Origin of the sequence: Deferrivibrio essentukiensis (genome assembly GCF_020480685.1) — a bacterium.
GTDB classification, from domain to species: Bacteria; Chrysiogenota; Deferribacteres; order Deferribacterales; family Deferrivibrionaceae; genus Deferrivibrio; species Deferrivibrio essentukiensis.
Genome location: NZ_JAJAFU010000007.1, coordinates 1 through 15,856 on the forward strand (window position 1 = coordinate 1; position 15,856 = coordinate 15,856).

At 34.9% G+C, this 15,856-nt stretch carries 12 protein-coding genes; 9 read left to right on the top strand and 3 right to left on the bottom strand.

Translation table 11 applies throughout. The features are described 5' to 3' along the window. The first annotated feature begins 81 nt into the window (after positions 1 to 81). The 8 genes from LF845_RS05010 to LF845_RS05045 all read left to right on the top strand — a co-directional run bounded on the left by LF845_RS05010 (position 82) and on the right by LF845_RS05045 (position 13,088). A complete protein-coding gene (locus tag LF845_RS05010) occupies positions 82 to 1,917 on the top strand; it encodes an AMP-dependent synthetase/ligase (protein ID WP_242819908.1) in 1,836 nt (611 codons plus the stop codon). A gap of 62 nt (positions 1,918 to 1,979) precedes the next feature. Beyond that, positions 1,980 to 4,370, top strand: a complete 2,391-nt coding sequence (locus LF845_RS05015; protein WP_242819909.1) for a 3-hydroxyacyl-CoA dehydrogenase/enoyl-CoA hydratase family protein — start codon at positions 1,980 to 1,982, stop codon at positions 4,368 to 4,370. A gap of 19 nt (positions 4,371 to 4,389) precedes the next feature. Continuing rightward, entirely contained in the window at positions 4,390 to 5,568 is a 1,179-nt protein-coding gene (locus LF845_RS05020; protein ID WP_242819910.1) for an acetyl-CoA C-acyltransferase, read from the top strand. Positions 5,569 to 5,587: 19 nt separating this feature from the next. Beyond that, on the top strand, positions 5,588 to 7,366 hold the full coding sequence (locus tag LF845_RS05025; protein ID WP_242819911.1) for an acyl-CoA dehydrogenase family protein: 1,779 nt from the start codon (positions 5,588 to 5,590) through the stop codon (positions 7,364 to 7,366). A gap of 39 nt (positions 7,367 to 7,405) precedes the next feature. Beyond that, complete coding sequence (locus tag LF845_RS05030) at positions 7,406 to 8,359, top strand: MBL fold metallo-hydrolase (RefSeq protein ID WP_242819912.1); 954 nt, start codon at positions 7,406 to 7,408, stop codon at positions 8,357 to 8,359. Position 8,360: 1 nt separating this feature from the next. Continuing rightward, entirely contained in the window at positions 8,361 to 9,146 is a 786-nt protein-coding gene (locus tag LF845_RS05035) for an enoyl-CoA hydratase-related protein (protein ID WP_242819913.1), read from the top strand. Then, entirely contained in the window at positions 9,146 to 9,853 is a 708-nt protein-coding gene (locus LF845_RS05040; RefSeq protein ID WP_242819914.1) for an enoyl-CoA hydratase/isomerase family protein, read from the top strand. Before LF845_RS05035 ends, LF845_RS05040 begins: the two co-directional genes overlap by 1 nt. Positions 9,854 to 9,935: 82 nt before the next feature. Continuing rightward, entirely contained in the window at positions 9,936 to 13,088 is a 3,153-nt protein-coding gene (locus LF845_RS05045) for a cache domain-containing protein (protein ID WP_242819915.1), read from the top strand. Here the strand turns inward: LF845_RS05045 and LF845_RS05050 are convergent. After that, a complete protein-coding gene (locus LF845_RS05050; RefSeq protein WP_242819916.1) occupies positions 13,085 to 13,438 on the bottom strand; it encodes an acyl-CoA thioesterase in 354 nt (117 codons plus the stop codon). The genes LF845_RS05045 and LF845_RS05050 overlap by 4 nt on opposite strands. 2 nt (positions 13,439 to 13,440) lie before the next feature. Next, positions 13,441 to 13,932: a deoxynucleotide monophosphate kinase family protein gene (locus LF845_RS05055; protein WP_242819917.1), complete on the bottom strand. Its 492-nt coding sequence runs from the start codon at positions 13,930 to 13,932 to the stop codon at positions 13,441 to 13,443. Between the two features lie 128 nt (positions 13,933 to 14,060). On the opposite strand from LF845_RS05055, the gene LF845_RS05060 reads away from it, so the two are divergent. Further along, the gene (locus LF845_RS05060) at positions 14,061 to 14,486 is read left to right on the top strand and encodes an FKBP-type peptidyl-prolyl cis-trans isomerase (RefSeq protein WP_242819918.1); all 426 of its coding nucleotides are present in this window, start codon (positions 14,061 to 14,063) and stop codon (positions 14,484 to 14,486) included. Between the two features lie 135 nt (positions 14,487 to 14,621). Here the strand turns inward: LF845_RS05060 and nqrF are convergent, their stop codons facing one another. Beyond that, complete coding sequence (gene nqrF / locus LF845_RS05065) at positions 14,622 to 15,848, bottom strand: NADH:ubiquinone reductase (Na(+)-transporting) subunit F (RefSeq protein ID WP_242819919.1); 1,227 nt, start codon at positions 15,846 to 15,848, stop codon at positions 14,622 to 14,624. Between the last annotated feature and the right edge of the window lie 8 nt (positions 15,849 to 15,856).

Genomic DNA, 15,856 nt, shown 5'->3' on the forward strand with positions numbered 1-15,856 from the left:
TAAAATATGTTTTTAAAACTTGACAAATTATCTTTTTACTTGTATTGAATGAATGCTCGTTCATAAAAATAAGGGGGCTTTATGTTGGAGTTTGAATTTAAAACTTTACCGCAAATTATGAAAAAAAACTCTGAAATTTACCCTGATAAGCCTGCTTTCAGGTTTAAGAGAAAGGGGAAATGGGAAGATATTACCTTTAAACAGTTTTATATTAAAGTAATGATGGCTGCCAGAGGTTTAATGAGGCTTGGTGTCAAACAGGGTGATAAAATTGCGATTCTTTCTGAAAACAGACCATTTTGGGCTGAGGCAGATTTTGCAATACTCTCTATTGGCGCAATAAATGTGCCTATTTACCCTACCAGTACACCGGAGCAGATTAAATACATTTTGAATCATTCTGAAGCAAAGGTATTGTTTGTTTCTAATAGGACTCAGTATAATAAGATATTTCAGATCAAGGATGAATTAAAATACCTTGAGCGTGTTGTGACTTTTGACAGGTTTCTTACCCATAAAATTTTTCCGGCTGATTCTATGTTGCAACTAATGGAGATTTCTGAAGATCTTGACCCTGTTGATGAGGCGGCAATTGAAAATGTTTACAGCAATATGGATACAGAAGAGGTGGCGACAATTATTTATACTTCAGGGACTACTGGTACTCCAAAAGGGGTGTTGTTGACGCACTATAATTTTATATCTGAAATTATACTTGGCACCAAAAAAATCCCAGAAGTCAACAAGGATGATATCTTTTTAAGTTTTCTTCCTTTAAGCCATGTTTTAGAGCGGGCAGTTGGTTATTATATACCGTTTTACAGAGGAGCAACAATTGCTTATGCAGAAAGCATTGAAAAGGTGCCGGATAACCTGGTTGAAATTAAACCGACTGCAATGGTTAGCGTGCCAAGACTTTTCGAAAAGATGTATTCCAGGATATTTGAAAATATTCACTCAATGCCTTCATTCAAAAAAAACCTTATCCACTCAGGTATAAAGGTTTCCCAAGAGTATGTTCATAAGAAATATATTGAGGGTAAAAGAGATAACTTTCTTAGGATGAAAAGGAAGTTTTTTGACAGATTGATTTTTAGCAAGATAAGGGAAAGACTTGGTGGTAAAATAAGATATTGTGTTTCAGGTGGTGCTCCCCTTGATAAGACGATAAATGAGTTTTTTTGGGCGATAGGTGTTCCTATTTTTGAAGGATATGGCCTTACAGAAACAAGCCCGGGAGTTTGTATCAATAATTTTACACACGTAAGATTTGGCTCAGTTGGGACGCTGTTTGAGGAAACGTATGCAAAGTTGGGAGAACAGGATGAATTGCTACTAAAGGGGCCGATGGTGACAAAGCTTGGATACTTTAAGAATGAAGAGGCTACAAAAGAGGCGTTTACAGAGGATGGATGGTTTAAGACCGGGGATGTAGGAAGGATAGATGAAGATGGCTTTATTTATATTGTAGACAGGCTGAAGGAGCTGATAATTACATCAGGTGGCAAGAATATAGCACCTCAGCCGATAGAAAATGAACTAAAGCTGGATAAATATATAAGTAATGCATTTGTGTACGGTGACAAAAAGCCTTATCTGACTGCAGTAATTGTACCTAACTTTGAGAGACTTTATGAATTTACAAGAGAGAATAAGTTAAACTATCTTGATGCATCAGATCTTGTCACCAAAGAAGAGATACTAAAATTATATCAAAGCAGGATAGATGAGGTGAATAAAAAACTTGCCAAATATGAAACAATCAAAAAATTTGTTCTTGTGCCAGTTGAGTTTACCATAGATGGTGGTGAGTTGACACCTACTTTGAAACTTAAGAGAAGGGTAATATATGAAAAATATAAAGATAAGATTGAGTGCCTTTATGATGAAAATGGTGATTGTTTTACTTGCACGTAAAGATAAAGTGTGCTATAAGTAAGTGAATTGCTGTTCAGTATAATAAAATATGGAGGACTGTGATGAAGCAAATTAAAAAGGCTGCAGTTTTGGGTGCCGGCGTAATGGGGGCAACTATTGCCGCACACCTTGCAAATGCCGGGCTTGATGTTGTAATGCTGGATATAGTTCCAAGAGAGCTTTCAGAAGAGGAAAAGGCTCAGGGGGTTACGGAAAGTGACAAAAGATTCAGAAACAGGATAGTCAACAATGCTTTGAATAACCTCATATCAATGAAGCCTGCTGCATTTTATCTTAAGGATTTTGCTAAAAATATAAAAGTAGGTAATTTCGAAGATGACATGCACCTTATTTCTGACTGTGATTGGATTGTAGAAGTAGTTGTAGAAAATATGGAAATCAAGAAAAAGCTTTTTGTGGAAAAGGTTGTTCCTAATCTCAAGAGGGATGATGTTATTATTTCAACAAATACAAGTGGCTTATCTGTAAACACAATGGCAGAGTTTTTACCTGAAAAGATAAGGCCAAATTTTTTGGTGACTCACTTTTTCAATCCGCCAAGATATATGAGGTTGATGGAGATAGTGCCATCCAGATACACTTCTGATGAAGTTGTTAATTTTATGTCCGAATTTATCAGTAAACGTTTAGGTAAAGGTATCGTATATGCCAAGGATACAGCCAATTTTATAGGTAACAGGATTGGCGTTTACGTTATCTACTCTGCGTTCAAACATCTCATGGATCTTGATATGACTGTTGAGGAAGCTGACCAGGCGGCAGGACCTGCAATAGGTATGCCAAGAACAGCCATTTTTAAATTGGCTGACCTTGTAGGTATTGATACTATTGTTCATATCGGTAAAAACTCTTACGAACTTTTAAAGGAAGATGATGAAAGAGATATCTATAAGATACCTGAATTTCTTCAGAAAATGGTTGATAGCGGACTTTGGGGGAATAAATCAAAACAGGGGTTTTATAAAAAAGTCAAAAATGAGTCAGGAAGAGTTACTCTTTACTATGATCTCAAGGACGGACAATTTAAGGAATCTGTTAAACCTAAATTTGCATCGGTAGGCCAAACAAAACAGCTTGATGATGTAAGACAGAAGATAAAGGTAATGGTAAATGGGAATGATAAAGCTTCCCAGTTTGCATGGAGGCTTTTGAGAGATGGCCTTATCTACACGTTCAAAAGAATCCCTGAAATATCAGACGATATTGTAAATGTAGATAACGCGATGAAGTGGGGTTATAACTGGGAGCTTGGGCCATTTGAAATATTTGATGCAATAGGTGTCAAAGAATTTGTTAAAAAATGTGAACAAGATGGTGTTGCTGTACCAGAGGCTCTTAAAAACATTGAGTCATTTTATAAATTTGAAAATTCAAAGCAGTACTATTATGACATAATTGCAGGTGAGTACAAGGAACTTGAACAGAAAGAAACCACTATAAATCTTAATATTTTAAAAAGACAGGGTAAAGTTGTTGAGAGTAATAAAGGTGCTTCAATAATTGATCTTGGTGACGGCGTTTTCTGCCTTGAATTTCATTCCAAGATGAATTCTATAAGCGGTGATATTCTTTCAATGACTAAAAAAGCTGTTAAGCGTGCAGAAGAGGAAGGTGTTGGGTTGGTGATAGCTAATCAGGGGAAGGCATTTTCTGTAGGTGCAAATCTGGCAATGCTTGCAGTTGCAATAGCTGAAGGCGCCTTTGATGATATCAATATGATGGTTAAGGCATTTCAAGATGCTGCAATGGCTATAAAATACTCACACGTGCCTGTAGTTGCAGCGCCATTTAATATGACTCTTGGCGGAGGGTGTGAGTTTTGTCTTCATGCCGATGCTATAAATGCTCACGCAGAAACTTATATGGGGCTTGTCGAAATAGGTGTTGGTCTTCTTCCGGCAGGAGGAGGCACAAAGGAGATGGCAATTAGAGCAATTCAGGAAGCAGAAAAATTTAATACTGACGTTTCCCCTTTTATATTTAAAAACTTTATGAATATAGCAATGGCTAAAGTATCAATGGGTGCTTACGAGCTCTATGATCTTGGGTATATGGATGATAACGATACAGTTACTATGGATATTGACAGACTTATTTATGATGCAAAAATGAAAGTTATTGCTATGTCTAAAAATTATAGACCTAAAAAACCACTTACAGAGCTTAAGGCGCCTGGAAGAAGTGTGGCTGCAAGTATTAAGAGTCAGTTATGGAATATGAAGATGGGTGGATTTATAACTGAGTATGAAGAGTATTTGGGTTCGATGATTGCTGATGTAATTACCGGTGGTGATGTAAATGCCGGGACTTTGATATCTGAAGAGTACCTGCTTAAGCTTGAAAGAGAAACTTTTGTAAAACTGTGTACTCAGAAGAAAACAATAGAGCGTATTCAACATATGTTGAAGAAAAATAAACCTCTTAGAAACTAATCAAGGTGGAGGAGATAAAATGAGAAATGCATATATTGTAAAAGCTTACAGGACTGCGGGCTGTAAAGCCAAAAAAGGGAAATTTAAAGATATGAGGCCGGATGATTTGGCAGGAGCTGCTATAAAATATCTGGTTGAAAAAACAGAAATAGATCCAATGACAATTGATGATGTAATTATTGGATGCGCTTTTCCTGAAGCAGAGCAGGGGATGAATATGGCAAGAGTTGCTTCATTTAAAGCTGGTCTGCCAATTGAAGTTCCGGCTGTGACAGTAAACAGATTTTGCTCAAGTGGGCTGCAAACTATTGCAATGGCAGCTGAAAGAATAATGGCTGGGTTTGCTGACTGCATTATCGCAGGTGGTGCAGAATCAATGACTATGGTGCCAATGGGTGGTAATAAATATAGTGCCAATCCATCACTTGTAGCTGAATGGCCTGAAACTTATGCGTCAATGGGGGTGACAGCTGAGCTTGTAGCTGCTAAATATAATATATCAAGACAAGAACAGGATGAATTTGCCTACAATAGTCATATGAAAGCTATTAAGGCTATAAATGATGGAAAATTTGCTGAAGAAATTGTTCCTGTTGAAGTAGAATACACATCTGTTGACGAAAAGAATAAGGTAAGAAAAGTCAAAGAAGTAGTTACAATTGATGATGGAGCAAGAGCTGATACATCTATTGAAGGGCTTGTAAAACTAAAACCGGTTTTCAAGGTGGACGGGAGTGTAACTGCCGGTAACTCTTCACAGATGACAGATGGAGCTGCAGCTGTGCTTGTGGTAAGTGAAGAATATTTAAAAAAGACAGGACTCAAACCTATTGCGAAATTTATAAGTTTTGCTGCTAAAGGTGTGGCTCCGGAAATAATGGGGATTGGGCCTGTTGCTGCAATTCCTGCTGCCCTTAAAATGGCTGGCCTTGAGCTAAAAGATATTGGGCTTATTGAGCTAAATGAAGCATTTGCAGCACAATCACTTGCTGTATTGAATGAACTCAATATTAATCCTGATATAGTAAATGTAAATGGTGGTGCAATTGCACTTGGTCACCCTCTTGGCTGTACTGGCTCAAAATTGACTGCAACTCTTCTAAGTGAAATGCAAAGAAGGGATGTAAAATATGGAATGGTTAGTATGTGTATCGGTGGCGGTATGGGTGCTGCAGGAATTTTTGAATTGTTAAAATAATGATATAAAGGAGAATACTATGGAAAAGAAACTTTTAAAAGGTGCTGAATATTTACTGACTGAAGTTTCAAAAGATGATGTTTTTACCCCTGAGGATTTCAGCGACGAGCAAAAGCAGATTGCTGAAACTACTGAAGAATTTGTGACAAATGAGGTAATGCCTGATATTGAAGCTATTGACCAGCAGGACTTTGACAAAGTTGTGGCTCATATGAAAAAAAGCGGTGAGCTTGGGCTTTTAATGATTGATGCGCCTGAAGAGTACGGCGGACTTGAGCTTGATAAAGCAACAAGTATGCTGGTTGCTGAAAAAATTGCACCAAGTGGTTCTTTTTCTGTAGCTTATGCTGCTCATACAGGTATTGGAACTTTGCCGCTTGTGTATTACGGTACAAAAGAGCAAAAAGATAAGTATCTTGAAAAAATTATTACTGGAGAATGGATTGCTGCATACTGTTTGACTGAGCCCGGCTCAGGAAGTGATGCTCTTGGTGCAAAAGCCACTGCAACTTTAAGCGAAGATGGAAAATACTATATTTTAAACGGTACAAAGCAGTTTATTACAAATGCGGGCTTTGCTGATCTTTTTACTGTTTTTGCTAAGATTGATAAAGAGCATTTTACGGCATTTCTTGTTGAAAGGACTTTTGAGGGCTTAGAGCTTGGTCCTGAAGAGAAAAAAATGGGTATCAAAGGCTCTTCAACTCGTCAGGTTATTTTAAATAACTGTAAAGTGCCTGTAGAAAATGTTCTTGGTGAAGTTGGAAAAGGGCATAAGATTGCTTTTAACGTTCTTAATGTTGGAAGGTTTAAGCTTGGTGCTGCTGTAAATGGTGCTGCTAAATATGCACTTTCTGAAGGTATTAAATACGCTAACGAAAGAAAGCAGTTTAACCTTCCTATCAGTAAATTTGGAGCAATAAAAGAAAAAATTGCTGATATGACTGCTTATGTTTACGCTTCAGAATCACTTATTTACAGACTTGCAGGTCTTTTGGACGACAAACTTGCAACAATAGACAAAAATATTGATAACTATTATGAAGAATATCAGAAAGGGATTGAAGAGTATGCTATTGAATGTTCTATTTCAAAGGTATTCTGCTCTGATGTCCTTGCAAAAGTAGTAGATGAAGTTGTTCAAATATTTGGTGGATATGGTTTTATCCAAGAGTATCCTGCTGAAAGATTTTACAGAGACGAAAGAATCAATAGAATTTTTGAAGGGACAAATGAGGTTAACAGACTTCTAATTCCAGGAATGATGTTAAGACGTGCAATGAAAGGTGAATTGCCATTCCAGAAAGAGGCAATGAAGGCAATAGAAGCACTTATGACGCCGTCATTTGATGAAATTGATACAGATGCACCTTTTGCAGTTGAAAAAGAGTTACTGAAAAACTTAAAGACACTTTATCTTGTAGTTTCCGGAGCTGCAGCTCAAAAATTTATGGATAAAATTGTTAAAGAGCAGGAAACACTTTTGGCGTTAGCTGATATTGCTATTCAGATTTTTGCAATCGAAAGTGCTGTGCTTAGAGCTGAAAAGAATCTTGGCAAAGTAACTGAGAAGAAAGCTGCACTTATGGCTGATGCCGTTAAGGTGTTCACATTTGATGCAGTTGAAATTATTGCTAAGGCTGCAAGAAAAGCTGCCTTTTTTGTGGAAGAAGGTGATAATCTGATGATGATTTTAAGTGGTATAAGAAGATTTACCAAATATGATGCAACAGGTCTTTTGCAGGCCAAGAGAAATTTAGCTGCTGCTGCAATTGAGGCAGAAAAATATATTTTCTAAAAGGGGGAATCCCCCCTTTTTTTCTTGTTACGAGGAATTATGATAGAGAAACATACGGTAAACACTCCTTATCCGGTTGGGCCTGTACATTTTTATGTAAAGAAGTATGATGATTTTGATGTGCTTTTTGACACAGGACCCTTTACTGAAGAGGCGAATAAGTACCTGAAAGAAAATGTAAATCTTGGCAAATTAAAGTATACATTTGTTACCCATTGTCATGCTGACCATTACGGGCTTATAGATTTTCTATCAAAAAATTCTGACAGCAAAATAATATTGTCCAGGCACGATTATTTAAGATTTTTAAGATTTGATGAGAGAAAAAATGGATTTTTAAATATTATTAAAGATTTCGGTTTTTCTTCGGATGAAATTAATATTATTGAAAACGTTTTGGTAAGATTTAAAAACGAAGTTCCCATGCCTGAAAATATCACTTTGCTTGAAGAATCAATGGATATACTTAAAAACCTTGAAATTAACTATATCCCCTGCCCAGGCCATTCTCAGAGTGATATTGTTTATCTTGTTGATAATTGTGCCATAACCGGTGATGTTGTGCTGAGAGATATATTTCAGACACCTCTTCTTGATGTGAATATTCAGGATTTTAAAAGTAGATTTTTAAATTATGATGAATTTTGCAAGACTATATTAAAACTAAAAAATATTGAAGAAAGAGTTTTCTTGCCGGGACACCGGGATTATATAGATAGTGTAGATGAGAGAATTTTGTTTTACTTGAATAAACTTATTGAAAGAACTGGATTTATAATGGAAGAACTGAAAAATGAGGGTGTTTATCCCGTATTGAAAAAGCTGACAGGAAGTATTTACGAAAGCCCACTGAAATCTTACCTGAAACTCTCTGAGATAGTGTTTATAGATGACTTTATAACAAATCCGGAAAAAATTATAAAATCACTTGAAAATATAAAAATTTACAATCAATTGGAAAGGCAATTTGATAAACTTTTCAGGAGGAAATAAAATGCCTTATAATTTTTTTGAAATAACCAAAGAAGGGAAGGTGGGGCTTGTAAAATTCAACAATGGAAAAAAGATGAATGCGTTAAACTGGTATTTTTGGGAAGAGCTTCCTGAGGTCTTAGATGAGATTGAAAATGACAAAGATATTAAGGTAGCTGTTTTTTATTCTGATGTTAAAGATTTTTCAATAGGGCTTGATATTTATGATTTTGGTGAAAGATTTCAGGATCTCATATTTACCAATGATAAACAAAAACTTTATGAGACAATAAAAATAATGCAGGAAGGGATGAACAGAATTGAAAAAGGGAAAAAGATTTATATATCGGCTGTCAATGGTTATTGTATCGGGGGAGCATTGGATTTTATTGCTGCGTGTGATTTGAGGTTTTGCTCCAAAAACGCTGTCTTCTCACTCAGAGAGACAAAACTTGGAATTGTTGCCGATATGGGTTCTTTACAAAGGCTTCCATATATTATAGGTTTTGGCAATTTAAAATATCTGGCTTTCACCGGAAAGGACATTGATGCGAAAAAGGCCTATGAAATCTCATTGGTTTCGGAGGTTTTTGAAAATGAGTCATTGCTACAAAATACAATGGAAATAGCAAATGAGATTGCTGATAACCCATATGAAACCCTGGCAGGGTGCAAACAGATAATAAACAATATTATCAAAGAGGATGTTAGTAATTCTCTTGAAGATGTTGCAATGTATAATAAAGAAAATCTCAATTTTATGAAAGTGATATCGAGGTTCAGTGAAAAATTGAAAGGGGGAAAGTAATGATCAAAACGGAAATTAGAGATAATATTGCATATATTATTTTGGATAACGGAGAAAATAAACAAAATATTGAATTTGCGGTTAAATTGCTTGAAGCTCTTGATGAAGTAGAAAAAAATAGCGATGCCACTGCTTTGGTAATTACATCGAGCGATGAAAAAAATTGGTCACAGGGCGTAGATTTGAATTTTATAATGAGCAGATTTGCATCAAAAGATTTTCAGAGTATAAAAGATTTTTTAAATAAAATGAATGAAGTTTTCAAAAAAATCCTTTCATATCCTATACCTGTGATTGCAGAAATAACCGGTCATGCTTTTGGAAACGGTGCACTGCTTGCCTGTGCGTGCGATTTTAGGTTTATGAAAAATGATAAAGGATTTTTCTGTTTTCCGGAAGTGGACGTAAAAATACCCTTTTTACCTTCAATGGTGGAATATGCAAAAAAAGCTGTTGGGTTTAAAGTACTGCAGGATATGCTTTTGACCGGGAAAAGACTGACAGCCCGTCAGGCTGAAGAATATGGGATATTAAAGAGCTTTGACGATTTGCAGTCACTTAAAAACGGAGTTTTTGAATTTGCAAAAGGGATGAATAAAGGAAGAAATATTTATAAAGAGCTTAAACTAAGGATGTATAAAGATGTTTTGAAAAGCTTTGAAGAGGATAAAAATTATATTGAAAATCTGCTGATATATTATCCTTAAATTTATATGTTAACTGCCGCAAAAAAATGCGGCAGTTTTTATTTTGATTTGACACAGTCTAACATTAATTGTAAAATTGGCAATGGTGAATGGGAAGAAAGTAAGCTTTATTTCTTATTTAATCAGATATTTTTTAATAGTTATATCTATTGTTGGCGTAATTGTTATATCAACTCTCGTATTTTTCTCGTATTATCAATATATTATAAATATTCAAAACACTAAAAATGAGTATCTTGAATACCAGAAAAAGTTAATCAAGAGTAAGGTGGATGATATCCTTGAATCCATTAACTTTTCCGTTTCAGAAAGTAAGAGAAAAGCAAGAGAAGTTGTAAAGTCAGAAGTTGAAACTGCTTCAAAAATAGCCTCAAATCTATACAAAAAGTACATAAACCTTATAGGAAAACAAGCTACTTTGACTATCGTTAAGGAATCTCTGAGAGAGATAAGATATAACAATGGTAGAGGGTATTTTTTTGCAATAGATATGGATGGAAATGAAATTTTAAATGCTGACAAGCCTGAATTGGAAGGGACAAATTTAAGTTTTATCAAGGATTCAGAAGGGCGTTTTGTCGTTAAAGATATGATTGATATAGCCAAAAATAAAAAAGAAGGTTTTTACGAGTATATATGGTCAAAGCCCGGCATGGAGGGGAATAAGTTTAAGAAGATATCCTATATCAAATATTTGCCCGAACTTGGATTAATAATTGGCACCGGAGAATATATTGAAGATATCATCGAAGATGCAAAAAAAGATATTCTTGCTAAAGCTTCGAATGTCAGATTTGGTAAATCCGGCTATATTTTTATTTTTGACTTTGAAGGTACATATCTTGTCCACATAAAAAAGGAATTAATTGGCAAAACAAGATTCTGGTATGTGGATAAAGATGGTGTGCAGGTGGGGAATGAACTACTAAAACTCTCTTTACAGCCTGAAGGGGGATATTTAAGCTATTACTGGCTAAGAGGGCAAGATGAGTATGTAAAAAAAATTGCATATGCAAAGGCATTTCCGCAGTGGAAATGGGTAATTTGCTGTGGGCTTTTTGAGGATGAAGTAAATGAAATATTAATCGAAAAAGAAAAAGAGTTTTCTGCTGACCTCAAAAGGCAGTTGGTATTTATTTTGTTGATTCTTATTGGTGTTTTGACTTCATTTTATCTGTTTTCATTTTATTATACAAGGCTTCTTAGAAAAGACGAAGGTGGAATTCTTGATATTATAAAGGATAATTCAGATAATTTTGAAATAAAAAATTTTCCTTTTAAATTTTCAGAGTTTGAAAGAATAGGGGACAGTATTGTCAGATACAAAATTGAGATAGAAAAGTTTAAAAGTGAGTTGTTGGAAAAGAATGAAGAATATAAGCGTCTTATTGAATTTTTGCCGCTTCCTGTAACCATTATTTCAAATGATAAATATCTTTTTGCCAACAATGAAGCCCTTGAAATGCTTAAAATTTCCCGGGGTGAAATTTATAAATATTCGCCATATGATTTTATTTACGGGGAAAAATCCTGTTTCTCTGATTTATTGAAATCTGATAGCCATATTTTAAACAGATTACTCTTTTTAAAAGACACCACCGGGAGAATATTTGAAGTGGATGTGACATCAACTAAAATTTTATATGAAGGGAATCCGGCTGTATTGTGTGTCTATAAAGATTTAACAGAAATAAAATGCGCATATGAACAGATTGAAAGGGATAAAGAGCTTATTGAAAAGGTTCTTGAAAATATAGGCGATGCAGTGATTGTACTTGATGGGAATAAAAATATTGTAATGCTCAACAGCTTTGCTGAAAGTCTAAAGAGTTTTGGAAATTGCAAATCTTTTTCAGAATGTTTTAAGATTTACAATGATGATGATTTGGTTACTGAAGATATATTATCAGGCATCTATGATAAATCTTCTGATGAACATCTTTTTAAAAAGGCTTTCAGATTGGAGAAAAATCACGAAAGTTTAATAGTTTCTATTTCAGTATCAAAAATTTATACCGATGATGGTGATATTGATTTAGCGATTGTTGTTATAAGGGATTTGACCAGTGTAATCAACAATGAAAGAAGTATAAACCAGATAGCAAGAATAGAGTCTCTTGGTCAACTTGCAGGTGGTATTGCACACAACTTTAACAACGTGCTTGCAGCCGTGTTGAATTCGATCGAGATTATAAGACTTCATCTTATTGACAATCCTGAGATTAAATCCCTGACTGATGATGTAAAAGAAACTGTTAGAAAGGCAAAATCCATTACGGGACAATTGATAGCTTTTGCAAAAGGTGGAGAGCCAGTTAAGACTCACTTTAATCTCAACAAAACTGTAAGTGAGATAATGAAAGTTGTTTTATCAGGTGCTAATGTTATAACCAATATAAACCTTTACTTAAAGCCTTTAATCGTTTACGGAGATGAAGGTCAGATTAGTCAGGTAATACAGAATATGCTTATTAATGCTTTGCAGTCAATGGACAAAAAAACAAATATTTTGAGAGTCCACACGAGATATTGTGAAATGGATAAAGACACTTTGGTCGGTGAATATGCTGTACCCAAAGGGCGATATGCTGAAGTTATAATAGAGGATAACGGTTGCGGTATTGATGAGAAAATTAAGAAAAAGATTTTTGACGCATATTTTACTACAAAGCAAGATGGTACTGGGCTTGGGCTTTCGTCATCTTTGAGTATTATAAATAAACATGGTGGTCACATAACCTTTAAAAGTGTTCCGGGTACAGGGACAACTTTTTTCATATATCTACCTCTTGCTGATAACAGTACTGTTTCAAACAATGAGGACGAACATATTGAAGATATAACTACCAAATTTAATGGAATACTTGTGATGGATGATGATAGATTTGTGAGAAATAGCCTTGGTCTTATGTTGAAAAACTTTGCATTAAGAGTCTTTAAAAGCAGTCATGGCGAAGAGGCCATTAAAATCTTGAGGGAGAATATCAAGGATATACAGGTGGCAATTCTGGATTTGACTGTTCCCGGGAAAATGGGCGGACTTGAATGTCTTAAATATCTTAAAGAAATAAAACCTGAGCTTGTTTGTGTGGTAAGTTCAGGTTATTTTGACGATCCTGTGCTTGGAAATTTTAAAGAATACGGTTTTGATGGAGTCTTAACAAAACCTTACACTATTGAATCATTAAAAAAAGTCTTATGTGAAATTTCTGGAAAGTGCAAAGACGTAGGTTAAATTTTAACTGGTTTCCCAGATTTATCAAGATTTACAAAGGTGATTTCTGTAGAAAATGCATGAAATTCATCAGAGTCAGGCGAAGGTGGTTTGGCAAAAACATTGACTTCATAGGTAACTGAAGTATTGCCTTTCTTTATATTTTTTATGTGAAATCTCAAGATACTTCCATTTTCCACCCTTTTTTTGAAATTTATATCATTCAAAGCGACAGTTACAAATGTAGCGGCCGGGTACTCAAGGGTTGCTGCAAGCCATGCATACTCATCAATCCATTTTAATAAAACACCGCCAAACAGATAACCGTGATGATTTAAATGTTCGGGTCTTACAAGAGCGTAAGTTTCCATCACTATGCCTCAAAATTATCAACAAAATATTTCAATTTATCAATAGAGTCATTATTTTCTATAACAATATCACATTTGTCTCTCAACAATATGATTTCATTTTCCGCAGGGTGGTTTTCAATAAAATCAAGTCCTAACTTTTGTGCCCTCTGTTTTCTTATTTCCGGGTTTGCTTCTATATAAATCGTGTAAAATCCACTTTTTTTGGTTGCTTCAAATTCCAAAACTTTGCGCACGTCATCACAAAAAAGGTTGTCCTGACAATTTGTTGCTCTTTTAATAAAATCTTTTACAAAATAATCCTGCCCGAAATATTTTCTGACAGCTTCTCCTAAATCCTGCATAAATCCCCTGTTTTTGCGGACACCCAGTAAATCGTTAATCTGATATAGTTTGTCGATAAACTTTATCTCTATTCCACCATATTTTTTTATAAATAGTTTTTTTAATGTTGTTTTACCTGCACATTGTTTACCTGTTATAGCAATTTTCATATTATCCCCTTTACAAGTGAAATTATAATATAAAAGTATAAAAAATAAAATCAATTGTTGCAATTTAATGTAATACTGCTAATGTATTTCAAAAGGGTTAGAAATGCCCAAAAATAATGAGGTGATGTATGTCAGTACAAAAAGATTCAAAAATTAAATTTCACTATTCTGTGACAATTGAGGATGGAACTGTTGTTGATTCAACGATAGATGAAAATCCATTGGAAGTTCAGCTTGGTAACAATGAACTTTTACCAAAGCTTGAAGAAGGTCTGGTAGGTATGAACAAAGGGGATGAAAAAACAATTACCCTTGCACCTGAAGATGCATTTGGTCCCGTTATGGATGAGGCGATTACAGATATTCCAAGAGGTAATATTGAGCTTGACGAATCTGTTCAGGAAGGGATGTTTATTGACCTTAGCGATGAAAAGGATCAGATGTACAGAGGATTGGTTAAAGAATTAAATGATGAGTTTGTAAAAATAGACTTTAACCATCCATTGGCAGGAAAAACACTTACTTTTAGTGTTAAAATTGAGGAAATTTTATAATTTTTTAGGCTTGTTATTTGAACAGCTACAAGAGGCTCCGCATCCGCAGGAGCCTTTTTTTGTTTTATTAATCATTAAAATAAAGAATACAAACAACAAAAAGGTAACTGAAAATATAAGGATAAAGTATTTCATTTAACTTCCGAAATCATCAAATCTTATATTTTCTTTTTCAACGCCAAGGCTATCAAGCATATTTAGTACCGAATCAAGCATCATAGGTGGCCCGCAAAGATAATATTCCACATCCTCAGGAGCAGGGTGGTTTTTGAGGTAATTTTCATATACAACAGTATGTATAAAACCTGTATAACCTGTCCAGTTGTCCTCAGGCAAAGGTTGGCTCAAAGCAACATTCCAGGTAAAGTTATCATACTTTTTGGCTAAATTATCAAAATCTTCCTTGTAAAATATCTCTTTCAAACTTCTTGCCCCATACCAAAAGCTTATTTTTCGCTTGGAATTAAGTCTTAACAGTTGGTCAAAAATAATAGATCTTAGTGGTGCCATACCTGCTCCACCACCGATAAAAACCATTTCTGCATCTGTATCTGATGCTTTGAATTCACCAAATGGCCCCATTATCATAACCTTATCGCCGGGTTTTCTACTAAAGATATAAGATGAACCTTTTCCCGGAGGAATGGTGCAATCATAAAGGGGTGGAGTGGCAATTCTTACATTTAACTTAATAATACCTTTTTCAAGCGGATAGTTTGCCATTGAGTAGGCTCTGATTACTTCTTCATCTACCTTTGATTTAAGGCTCAAAAGGCCGGTATCCTGCCAGTCTTTGATATATTGCTCACCAATGTCAAAATCTTTAAAATCTACTTCATAAGGGGGAACTATAATTTGAATATACCCTCCTGCTTCAAAATCAAGGTCGATCCCTTCAGGGAGTTTTAAAGTGAACTCTTTTATAAATGTAGCAACATTATCATTGGATATAACTTCACACTCCATCTTTTTTGCACTGAAAATTTCAGGCGGGAGTTCAATTCTCAAATCTTTTTTTACAGGGAGCTGACAAGAAAGCCTGTACCCTTCCTTTGCTTGTTTTTTATTGATATGAGATTTTTCTGTGGGTAAAAGTTTTTGCTCTTTATCCAATACTTTTACTTTACATTGGCCGCATGAGCCGCCGCCACCGCAAGCAGAAGAAACAAAAATCTGATTATTAGCCAGTGCATTAAGAAGTTTTTCCCCGGGATTTACTATTATTGGATTTTCTTTATCGTTATTTACAATTATTTTCAACTTCCCCTGGGGAACAAGTCTTTTTTTGGATTCTATTATAAAGCCAACAAGGATTAATATAATTAGCGTAAAAAATACTACACCTAAAACTATTACTGTCATCAAATCTC